We start from the raw sequence: 1721 nt of genomic DNA on the forward strand, positions 1-1721 counted from the left end.
AAGAACTTTAACTATTTATTCATTCCTAGATGAAGATGAAGAACTTTCAAGAAAAGCTAGTCGAATTGTTTTAAATTTAAATAACGATATTACATCCTATCTTTTATACAATGAAAGAAATATCACAAATCATCAAACTTATTTTTTATTTGATAAGGAAAGATTTAAAGTTTTTGAAGATTTTTTATTTTTTCTAAATACTCGTTTAGAAGAGGATTTTTTGCAAAATAAAATCAAAAGTCATGATTTTTCACATATTGTTTATTATACATCTTCTTTAATTGGAAACAACTGGGGATTTTCCCATATTTATATTGGAGATCTTTCTAAAAAATTCACATGTAAATTTGATAATTCTAAAACTGCAATAATTTTAAATACAATGAGAAAACTAAATAAAATTACAGACAATGTTACAAAAAGAATTCGTAAAGATTTTTTTTTAGATAATCAAACTAAAGAAAAGCTAAAAGAAAATATTAATAAAATTTTAGAAAACTTCAACAAGAAGACATTGACAAATCTTAACACTCTACAATCTAAACTAAAAGAATGCACAAATGAATGAGATAGAACTTAACACTCAAAATAAAACCTTAAACGAAACAGAAAAAGAATTGCAAATTCTTTTAAAAGATGCAGGTGTAGATGAAATAGGAGAAAAACTACTTAAAGAAATAGAAGATGTAAATAAAACAGAAAATTTTATGCATCAAAATGAAGTTCAAGACAAGAAAGAAACAATCGGCTATTTAAACAACATGTTAGATACAGTAAAACAATTCAACAAAGACCTCGAACCCTACCTACTCCCTTTTAAAATCATCATAAAAAGAGCAGATAATACCCTTAGTGGAATTGATGCTTTAATAGAATATCAAAAAACAAAAGATGGTTTAAAAGTTTCTGTAAAAATTGGTTCTGAAATTATTGCTTCACAAATTTTTACAATAGGAATACCGATAATAAGAACAGCAGCCATTACAACTTATAGTGCAATAGCAATTACAAGTAGCACCTTGTTAGGTGTTTTAGCAGCCATTAGTATTGTTGGCACTGGTATGATAATTCTTTGGTGGATTAATTCTAAAATAGAAGATTGGTTAAAAGATAGTGGTATTTCTTTTATTGATTTTATAAGAGAATATGAAACTCATTTAAGTTTTGAAGAAAAATATTATCATAACTTAGCACATTGTCATCAAACACAAATTAAAAATATGCAAAGAATTCAATTATATTATAATGGCAAAATTTCAAAAGATTTAAAAAATTATTACTATCCTTTTTATGATGTTAAAAAAACTCCATCTTTGCTTAATGAAAAAAGTTTACTCAAAACTATATCAAAAGATTATAAAGCATTAAAACTAAAAGATACAATAGATAACATCCACATTAACTCAGAATTTTATTTATTAAAAGCTTTATATTTTTGTGAAAGTTTTACAAGTTTTAATCAAAACAATCAAACCTTATTTAACGAAGAAAAATTTCCTTATCATTCTAGCTTTTATACTATATTCTTATTACACAAAGATAAAATCACAAATACTTATTTAAATGCAAGAAAAGAACTTTATAAAAGCGTTATAGAATTTAATTATTCTCAAAATAAAACCTTACTTGAGAATTTAGAGAAAAACGACACCAAAGAAGATTCTAAGCTATTACGCTTTTATAATCTTTCTTTTAGCCACTTCATCTTAGAAAACAAAGAA

Annotated in this window: 2 protein-coding genes; both read left to right on the forward strand. The window is 24.5% G+C overall.

Translation table 11 applies throughout. From position 1 onward, the window contains the following. A partial coding sequence (locus L8W69_RS09085) for a hypothetical protein (RefSeq protein ID WP_263666978.1) occupies window positions 1-568 on the forward strand: 568 nt, incomplete at its 5' end. After that, on the forward strand, window positions 561-1721 hold a 1161-nt coding region (locus tag L8W69_RS09090), incomplete at its 3' end, for a hypothetical protein (RefSeq protein ID WP_263666979.1). The genes L8W69_RS09085 and L8W69_RS09090, both read left to right, overlap by 8 nt.

Source organism: Campylobacter sp. CNRCH_2016_3089 (assembly GCF_025772505.1).
Taxonomy (GTDB): domain Bacteria; phylum Campylobacterota; class Campylobacteria; order Campylobacterales; family Campylobacteraceae; genus Campylobacter_D; species Campylobacter_D lari_D.